This is a genomic window from Segatella sp., from assembly GCF_977051555.1.
Genome location: NZ_CDRSSE010000004.1, coordinates 100,950 through 110,666 on the forward strand (window position 1 = coordinate 100,950; position 9,717 = coordinate 110,666).

General features: G+C 47.5%; 5 protein-coding genes and 1 pseudogene. All 6 read left to right on the forward strand.

Annotation, left to right across the window (positions count from 1 at the left end; translation table 11 throughout):
• Nucleotides 1-365: 365 nt before the first annotated feature.
• On the forward strand, nucleotides 366-1,115 hold the full coding sequence (locus ACWJAO_RS01870) for a LytR/AlgR family response regulator transcription factor (RefSeq protein ID WP_181975323.1): 750 nt from the start codon (nucleotides 366-368) through the stop codon (nucleotides 1,113-1,115).
• Nucleotides 1,116-1,358: 243 nt separating this feature from the next.
• Nucleotides 1,359-4,665: pseudogene (locus tag ACWJAO_RS01875) on the forward strand (SusC/RagA family TonB-linked outer membrane protein).
• 18 nt (nucleotides 4,666-4,683) lie between these two features.
• The gene (locus tag ACWJAO_RS01880) at nucleotides 4,684-6,261 is read left to right on the forward strand and encodes a RagB/SusD family nutrient uptake outer membrane protein (protein ID WP_449139069.1); all 1,578 of its coding nucleotides are present in this window, start codon (nucleotides 4,684-4,686) and stop codon (nucleotides 6,259-6,261) included.
• A gap of 23 nt (nucleotides 6,262-6,284) precedes the next feature.
• Nucleotides 6,285-7,181 carry a zinc-binding metallopeptidase gene (locus ACWJAO_RS01885; protein WP_233338496.1) on the forward strand — a complete coding sequence of 299 codons (897 nt, stop codon included), beginning with the start codon at nucleotides 6,285-6,287 and terminating at the stop codon, nucleotides 7,179-7,181.
• Between the two features lie 9 nt (nucleotides 7,182-7,190).
• Nucleotides 7,191-8,465 carry a DUF4302 domain-containing protein gene (locus ACWJAO_RS01890; RefSeq protein ID WP_287798198.1) on the forward strand — a complete coding sequence of 425 codons (1,275 nt, stop codon included), beginning with the start codon at nucleotides 7,191-7,193 and terminating at the stop codon, nucleotides 8,463-8,465.
• A 9-nt stretch (nucleotides 8,466-8,474) separates the two neighbouring features.
• Entirely contained in the window at nucleotides 8,475-9,662 is a 1,188-nt protein-coding gene (locus ACWJAO_RS01895) for a BACON domain-containing protein (RefSeq protein WP_287798199.1), read from the forward strand.
• The last annotated feature ends 55 nt before the right edge of the window (nucleotides 9,663-9,717 follow it).

Genomic DNA, 9,717 nt, shown 5'->3' on the forward strand with positions numbered 1-9,717 from the left:
CTCAAGTACGTCTGGGCTTACTTGCGAAAGTTCAATATGTCATAGTTACATGCATATCTGAATGAAGTAATAACTATATTTACTTAGAAAATTGTAGTTTAACATCCTTTTATTGTTCTTGATACAATAATTTATTGTAGAATCGTTCTTATAAAAAAGTACGTATGAAATAAATATAAACAATTGAGTTTTTGTAGGTGGCATTCTTGGTTTTCTTAAGGATAAGTTGTAAGGTTTTTCTTTTCAGTTTCCGAAGGGGGACAAATGTAAGCAAGATTAGATCTTATTAGCTCCTTCGGGGAAATACAAATAGTCTTGGATGCTTGCTGCCTGCAAAACTTCCCCAAAAATATTAAGTCATGGCAATGAAACTGTTAGTAATAGAAGATGAAAAGAGAATGTTCAATCAGCTCAGAAAGATGCTGTTGAAGATAGAACCCAATGTGGTGATAGAGGGTCCGGTGACGAGTGTGGCTGAGCTGAGAGAAATTCTCGAAGACGGCAATCGTTACGACCTCATCCTTTCTGACGTGAGAATCAACGGAGGTACCTGTTTCAATGCCTTTGAAAAGCAGAAGCCGACGGTACCCGTCATTTTCATTACCGCCTATGATGAGTATGCGCTGAAGGCATTCAGAAATAATGGCGTGGCGTATGTCCAAAAACCCGTAGAGGAAGACGAATTGAAGGAAGCGATGGAGAAAGCCAGAAAAATGCTTTCTCCACAGGAGGATATCACCCGGCTCCTCGCCATGCTCCAGCCTCAGACCCCAAAATACAGGGAACGCTTCCTGATACCAAAAGGTGACCAGTTTCAAATCGTCAACAGTTTTTCCATCAGTCATTTCGATGTTGATGGCAAGAATACGATTGCCTATCTGGAAGATGGCACATCGGTTCATATTTCTGAGAGTATGAACGAACTCGAAGCCGAATTGGATCCCAAGATGTTCTTCCGCTGCAGTAGGCAGCATATCATCAACATCGAAGATATCGTGAAGATGGAGAGCACCTGGAATGCCAAGCTTATCCTCAGGCTCCGCCGCTATCCCGAGAAAGATTTCGAGGTGAGTAGAGATAGAGTGAAGGAACTGAAGGAGAAGCTGAACCAATAGTAGGGGAAGAGGGCTTTTCTTGCTTTTAACGAATGGGTAATGATAAGGTTATATTTTGTAGCCTTATCATGGTCTTATACTATCTATTTTTTATCATTTTTCCTTTTTTTCTTACTAAAAATAGGAAAAATAGAATATTTTTGCAGATTTTATGCAAAAAAAGATAATATTTCATATTTTTATTGTAACTTTGCAGCCGATATCACATTATTACATAATAATTTTAAAATAAGACGAGAAATTATGGAAAAAAGACTCTCGCTCTTCTTTGTTTGTCTCTTGATGAGCATTGGAGCTGCGTTTGCCCAGATTGACGTATCTGGAACCGTAATATCTGCGGATGACAATGAACCGATTATTGGTGCTTCTGTTTTAATTTCTGGGGGGGGCAGCCACTAAGGGTACAGTCACGGATATTGACGGTAAATTTAAACTGAATGTTCCTAACGGAACTAAACTCGTGTTTAGCTACGTGGGAATGAAAAGTCAGACATTGGCTGCTACTGCCAACATGAAGGTGGTGCTTCGTCCTGAAGCGCAGTTGCAGGAAGTGGTTGTGACTGGTTTACAGAAAACAGACCGACGCTTATTTACCGGTGCTACTGACCGTGTAAATGCCGAGGAAGCAAAATTGAATGGTGTTGCCGACATCAGCCGTTCTTTGGAAGGCCGTGCTGCCGGTGTGTCTGTGCAGAACGTGAGTGGTACCTTTGGTTCTGCTCCGAAGATCCGTGTGCGTGGTGCAACATCAATCTATGGTTCTTCAAAACCTCTTTGGGTAGTGGATGGCGTTATCATGGAGGATGTATCCGATGTGAGCGCAGATGATTTGGCTTCCGGTGACCCGGAGACTCTGATTTCTTCTGCCATCGCAGGCTTGAACTCTGATGATATCGAGAGTTTCCAGATTCTGAAGGATGGTTCTGCTACCTCTATTTATGGTGCGCGTGCGATGGCAGGTGTCATCGTCGTTACTACCAAGAAGGGTAAGCAGGGACAGGCTCATCTGAACTATACCGGTGAGTTTACTACCCGTCTGATTCCATCTTATGACAATTTTGATATTCTCAACTCTCAGGACCAGATGGCCATCTACAAGGAGTTGAGGGATAAGGGATGGCTCAATCTTTCTGATATTCTCAATGGTAGCGACTATGGTGTATATGGAAAGATGTATGAGCTCATCAATACCTACAACAGTACTTCTGGTATGTTCGGACTTGCCAACAATCAGGAGTCTCAGAATGCTTATCTCCAGCAGGCTGAGTATCGCAATACCAACTGGTTTAAGCAGCTTTTCTCTTCTGCCATCATGCAGAACCACTCTGTAAGCTTGAGCGGTGGTACCGAGAAGAGTAACTATTATGCTTCACTTTCTGCTATGGTTGACCCAGGATGGTACAAGGATAGCAAGGTGAACCGTTATACCGTGAGCATGAATATGACCCATCATATTCTGGATAACCTCTCTGTCAACCTGATTGGTGGCGGTTCTTACCGTAAGCAGAGAGCACCAGGTACTCTGGGACAGGATGTGGACGTGGTATCAGGTCAGGTGAAGCGTGACTTCGATATCAACCCATACTCTTACGCGCTGAACACATCGCGCGCGCTCGATCCTTATACATATTATCATGCCAACTATGCAGCATTCAACATTCTGCATGAGCTGGAGAGCAACTACATCGACCTGAACGTGGCTGATGCCAAGTTCCAGCTGGAGTTGAAGTGGAAGCCTTTCAAGGACCTGGAGCTCTCTACACTGGGTGCCATCAAGTATAGCACTTCTTCGCAGGAGCATAACATCCTGGAGGATTCAAACCAGGCGTTGGCTTACCGCGCCATGGACAACTCGCTGATACGCGATGCCAACAAGCTGCTCTTCACTGACAAGGACGACCTCTATGCCCTGCCAGTATCCGTGTTGAAGCAGGGTGGTATCTATCAGCGTACAGAAAACCGCATGTTGGACTATGACTTCCGTGTCACAGCCAACTACAACCATACTTTTGCGCAGAAGCACATCGTCAACCTCTTCGGTGGTCTCGAGACTACCGGCATCAGCCGTAACCGCACCTGGTTTAACGGCTGGGGTATGAACTACCGCGGCGAGACAGCTTACTTCGAGTATCTCTACTTCAAGAAGCTGGATCAGGAGAACTCCAACTACTACAGCCTGCGCAACACCGATTCACGCAGTGCGGCATTCTATGCCAATGCCACCTATTCCTTCAACGGAAAGTATGTTGTGAACGGAACAGTCCGCTATGAGGGTTCTAACCAGATGGGTCGTACCACCAAGGCACGCTGGATGCCTACATGGAACGTATCTGGTGCATGGAACGTACATGAGGAGAGCTTCTTCCCTAAGCTCAAGCCACTGTCAAGCCTCACCTTCCGTGTGTCTTACAGTTTGACAGGTACTCCTCCAGATGCAGCTTACTGCAATGTGCTCACCAAGCTCTCTATGAACACCCCTTACCGTCCTACAACTACCGACAAGGAGTTGGGATTTGTTGTGGCAGCACTCGGTAACAATGATATTACTTACGAGAAGAAGCACGAGTTCAACTTCGGTGTGGATGCAGGTTTCTTCAACAACCGTCTGAACGTGACATTCGATGTATATCAGCGTCGCAACTTCGATGAGATTGCTCCTACTGTTACCCAGCTCTATGGCACCGTTTATGCCAATGTGGGTTCCATGAAGTCATGGGGTGAGGAGTTGAGCATCTCTTCTACCAACGTGAAGACCAACGATTTCAGCTGGCAGACCAGTCTGATCTACTCTCACAACCGCACGGAGATTACCGAACTCTACAATCGGGGTCGCGTTATCGACCTGGTTCAGGGTAACGGTTTCGCCAAGCAGGGTTATCCAGCCCGCGCCTTGTTCTCCATCCCATTCGTGGGCATCAACGAGAAGGGCTATCCTGTATGCATCAACGAGAAGGGTCAGGCTACCGTGGGTGACATCAACTTCCAGGGGCGTGACAATACAGACTATCTGATTTACGAGGGTTCTACAGACCCTATCTACAATGGTTCCCTGGGTAACACCTTTAACTATAAGGGTTTCCATCTGAACCTGTTCCTTACATACGCCTTCGGCAACGTGGTGCGCCTTGACCCGGTTTTCAAAGCCAAGTATAACGACTTGACATCAATGACCCACAACTTCAAGAACCGCTGGATGCAGCCTGGTGATGAGAATGTTACCAATGTGCCTGGTGTACTGAGCCGTTATGAGTATGAGCAGAACCATACATTGCTGGCCACAGCCTACAATGCCTACAACTATACTTCTGTGCGTACAGCCAAGGGTGACTTCATCCGCCTGAAGGAGATTTCACTGGCATACGATTTTCCACACCGCTGGTTCGAGAACTCACCAGTGAACAACATCTCATTGAAGCTTCAGGCTACCAACCTCATGCTGCTCTATGCAGACAAGAAGCTGAACGGTCAGGATCCTGAGTTCATGAATGCGGGTGGTGTGGCTTCGCCAATGCCAAAGCAGTTTACTCTTACATTGAAACTTGGACTTTAATTATTGTAGAAAATAAAAATGAAAATAAAGAAATTATATATCGCCATTGTAGCGTTGGCACTGTCGGCTGGCATGACTTCCTGCAACGATTATCTGGACAAGCAGCCAGATAGCCGTCTGGATCTGCAGAGCCCTACCGATGTGTCGAAGCTCCTGGTTAATGCCTACCCACAGGTGCATCCAGCCTATCTGCTGGAGATGTATTCTGACAATACCGATTGTAACCTGAATACCGGTTGGGATGCTGCCAGTCGTTTCCAGCAGCAGGCATACGAATGGGACGACATTACAGAAACCAGTGATTATGAGGCTCCTTCTACTTACTGGTCAACCTACTATGATGCCGTTACCACAGCCAATATCGCACTGGAGCACATCAACAGTCAGGCAGACCAGAGCTCTTATTCTGCACAGAAGGGCGAGGCGCTCCTGTGCCGTGCCTATGCCATGTTCCAGCTGGCCAACGTATTCTGCATGGCTTACGACGAGACCACTGCAGCCACCGACCTGGGACTTCCTTACCCAGAGGTGGCTGAGACCAATGTACATGTGAAGTACGACCGTGGTACCCTTGCCGAGCTTTATGCCAAGATTGACAAGGACTTGCAGGAAGGCTTGAAGCTGGTAGGTTCTACCTACGACAAGCCAAAGTTCCACTTCACATCTACTTCTGCTGCCGCCTTCGCAGCTCGTTTCTACCTCTATTATCAGAAGTATGACAAGGCTGTGGAGTATGCCAACAAGGTGTTGGGCAGCAACGCCAAGGGTATGCTGAGAGACTGGTCTGCATGGGGTGCTCTTTCTGCCAACAAGCAGATTCAGCCTAATGCCTACATCGACTCATCTGTGAAGGCAAACCTGCTGCTGCAGGTGGTTGCTTCTGAATGGGGTGCCATCGGCGGTCCATATCAGTATGGTGACAAGTATGCACACAGTGCCATCGTAGCAACCAAGGAGACCGTTCAGTCTGATGGTCCTTGGGGTGTTAGCGACAAGGTATTCAACTATACTGTGTTCTCCAATGCATCCCTTTCTAAGTATATCGTACGTAAGGTTCCTTACGATTTCGAGTATAGTGATATCCAGGCAGGTATCGGTACTCCTCACGCCGTGTTCGCAGAGTTCACTGCCGATGAGACTTTGCTCGTAAGAGCTGAGGCACAGGCATTGCTCGGTCATTACACAGAGGCTCTGAACGATTTGAACACCGAGTTGGCTGCCTTCTCCAAGACGGGCGTGCAGCTTACTTTGGATGATGTGAAGAAATTCTATAGCGATGCAGTTACCGCTTATTACACTCCTGAGAAGCCAACTCCACGCAAGGCGCTGCACACCAGTTTCGCCATCGACAAGGATACAGAGGAGCCTATGTTGCAGTGCATCCTTCACCTCCGTCGAATCATGACCATTCATGAGGGCTTGCGCATGCAGGATGTAAAGCGCTACGGCATCACTATCTACCGTCGTGATGTGAAGAGCAACTACAAGATTACAGGCATCACCGACACCATGGAGGCTCGTGACCCACGTCTCGCTATCCAGTTGCCACAGGATGTTATCACTGCAGGTGTTACACCAAACCCTCGCAATAAGTAAAAAACATAAAGTAATAGAAAGAAATGAAACATAATATATATATGTTGATGTTGGCATTGGTGATGGTTTTGGGCTTCGTGTCCTGCTCAGACAATGACCCGGACGGACCAACCATCTTCCCTGTTACCTCTCCAGAGAGAGACCAGTTGGACATGTGGTTGCAGAAGAACTACACCAGTCCTTACAACATCGATTTCAAGTATAAGATGGAGGACATCGAGTCTGATTATAAGTATACCCTGACACCAGCCGATTCTGCCAAGTCAGCTAAGTTAGCTATCATCATCAAGTATCTCTGGCTCGATTCATACGCCGAGGTGTTGGGACCTGATTTCGTGAAGCACAATGTGCCAAGAGTTATCCACCTGATTGGTAGCCCAGCCTACAATAGCAACGGAACTATAGTTCTGGGTACTGCCGAGGGCGGTCTGAAGGTTACACTCTATCAGGTGAACAGTCTGACCGATGCCATGCTGGAGAGCTATGCTTCTATGACAGAGTATTACTTCCACACCATGCACCACGAGTTCACCCACATCCTGAACCAGAAGAAGCCTTACGACACATCTTATAACAAGATTACCGAGTCGGGCTACGTGAGTGGTAACTGGTATCAGATAGCAGATTCTGTGGCTCACGGCAAGGGCTTTGTTACCCCATACGCCATGTCAGAGGGCTTGGAGGACTTTGCCGAGATGCTGTCAACCTATATCACTTATACTCCTGAGCAGTGGCAGGCTATCCTCGACGATGCCCAGAAGGTAGGTGGCGACGAGGCTGTATCTGCATTGAACCAGAAACTTAACATTGTGAAAAACTATATGCTGGATTCATGGGATGTGGATATCGATGTATTGCGAGCAGCCATCCTGCGAAGAGGTAAGGAGTTAAGTTCTTTGGATTTGGAACATTTAAAATAGAATAGATTTATGAAACATATATTTATAGCTATCGTTTGCTTGTTGGGCAGCATGAGCTTGCAGTCGTGTCTGCACGATGACAAGGAATTCTTCGACGACTCGGCTGCCAACCGCATCGAGAGCACTGTAGAGAACACTCAGAAGCTTCTGGAATCTTCTGAGAACGGATGGCAGCTTCATTATTTCACAGGCAAGGGAATGACCGGTGGCGGCTACACCTTCCTCATGAAGTTTGCCAATGGCAAGGTGACCGTGGCTGGCGATACAGCCGTTGCTGCACCTACCGAGCGTGCCACATCCAGTTATACCGTTGACCGCAGCATGGGGCCTGTGCTTTCTTTCAACACCTATAACGACATCTTCCACTTCTTGGGTGAGCCTACATACGGCAATATAGAAGGTGAGCAGGGCGACTGGGAGTTTGTGATTACCAAGCTTACAGAAGACAGCATCTTCGTAAAAGGTAAGAAGTGGGAGAACGAGATGGTATTCACCCGCATGGCTGACGGCGTAGACTGGACTTCCTATCTGGACAGCATCGCCGACGTGCAGAAGCGCCTGGGCGTGAACTACAGCGTGGGCAATTCTTCGGATGCCAGCAAGATGGTGGAGATTAACTCCGCCACACGCCGCATTCTTTCGCGCACTGCCGACGGACAGATGGTAGAGCAGCCTTTCTATGTTACTCCTACCGGTATCCATGCCGTAAATGAGCCAGTGGTTCTGGATGGCAACGAGGTACAGGACTTCCTGGTCAGCCCGACTGGTGTGTTGTCAGCCAAAGACAACGAGGCTCTTACCTTGAAAACTTATGCTCCAAGCATCGATACCTGGGTAGGCAAATGGATCCTCTCAGCCATGCAGGGTTCCTGCGATATAACCATCTCTAAGGTAGAAGATGAGGAGAACATGCTGAAGGGTACATTCACCACAGGTGGATATACTTATAATATAGGATTGGATTTCGACCCGGAGACGGGTAATCTTAACCTGCCATCTCAGTTGATTGAAGATCCTAGCGGTAAATATCCAGCCCTCAGGCTGATGAATGCAGACCTGAATAAGGGAACATTGCTCGGAAAGGGTGGTATGAACGTGGTATGGCACGGCGTATCTCAGGAAGGTGACTTCGAGGACGATGGAACCTTGGCTTCTGAGGGCTATGCTTCTGATACATTCGTTGCCCTGGCTTGTACCGCAAAAGGAGAGCCTATCAAGGAGAACAACCAGTACGTGTTTGTCATCGAATGGTATTATCTTTCTAATTTGACTCCAAACAAATAATCAAGTAAGATGAAGAAATCTATATATATAATAGGTATGGCTGCCATGGGGCTGATGGCCTCATGCAGCAGTGACAGCGATTATCAGGCTGTGGCCGAGAGCACTATCAACGTGCTTTCTGCCCAGACTTCGCTCGGACCTAATGCCAGCGAAGGTGAAGTAACCGTGGACTGTACTCCTGCCAAGGCTTACACCGACGAACCTTCATGGCTCAGCGCCAGCATCGAGGGCAGCACCGTGAAGTTGGCGGCTCTTGCCAACGACTCACGCCAGTCGCGCAACGCCAAGCTGGTTATCAAGAAGACAGAGGCTGACTCTGTGGTAATCAATGTTTCTCAGTATGGCCTGGTGCTCGAGATGAACAAGGCTGATATGATTTTCTGCAGCGACGAGGCTACGGAGTTCGTGAAGGCATACAATTCCAACGCTGATGTGAAGGTTATCTATGCTCCTGAGTGGGCAAAGGCTTCGGTTGATACCGTGAGCAAGGAATTGAAGGTATCGCTCAGTGAGAATACTACAGGTCATCTGCGTGCCGACTATATCAAGTATCAGGTGGCAGCCGTTACCGACTCTTTCGTGGTGAAGCAGTTTGATTTCGACAAGGATATTGCCGGCGAGTATGTTTATTCTTACTACGATTTCAACGAGGATGACAAGCTGGAGCAGCAGACCGTGCATGCTACATTGAGCCGCACCGAGCTTTCTATTCCTGAAATGGGACTGGTATTCCCAATCACTGTGAATGAGAAAACAGGTAGCGTGGAGACCCGCAGCAGCCAGTGCCTGGGTAAGGTGGGTAAGTACTTTATCTACGATACCTTCCTCGACGAGGATGGCGCTTACTACATGGGCTCAGAGTCTGGAGTTATTTCTGCCACATTCAAGTATAGTAAGCAGTATGGCACTTACGGATTCTTTGGCGGTACAGCCTATAATATCAAAAACCAGTCGGGTAACTTCCTGGCTATGATTCTGCAGGTGTTCAAGGCGAAGAGTCCTTCCAAGTCTAACTACGTGCTCGATCAGGGTTGGATGGTACAGCCATTCCTCATGGATATACCAAAGGGCGGTGATGCATCTTCTGCGAAGCGTCAGGCTCCAGCCTTGGCCCGACAGATGGGACCATCTGCCAGCAGCATGGCAGCCAAGCTTGCAGTATGGCAGTCGTATCGCAAATCATCTATCATAAAATAAACTTGATAAAATAAGTAATCATGAGATTATTATCTACACTTTGCCTCTCTTTGCT

Excerpts from the sequence above, each read along its gene's own strand:
- ACWJAO_RS01870 (WP_181975323.1), top strand. The coding sequence starts at position 366 with ATGAAACTGTTAGTAATAGAAGATGAAAAGAGAATGTTCAATCAGCTC.
- ACWJAO_RS01880 (WP_449139069.1), top strand. The coding sequence starts at position 4,684 with ATGAAAATAAAGAAATTATATATCGCCATTGTAGCGTTGGCACTGTCG.
- ACWJAO_RS01885 (WP_233338496.1), top strand. The coding sequence starts at position 6,285 with ATGAAACATAATATATATATGTTGATGTTGGCATTGGTGATGGTTTTG.
- ACWJAO_RS01890 (WP_287798198.1), top strand. The coding sequence starts at position 7,191 with ATGAAACATATATTTATAGCTATCGTTTGCTTGTTGGGCAGCATGAGC.
- ACWJAO_RS01895 (WP_287798199.1), top strand. The coding sequence starts at position 8,475 with ATGAAGAAATCTATATATATAATAGGTATGGCTGCCATGGGGCTGATG.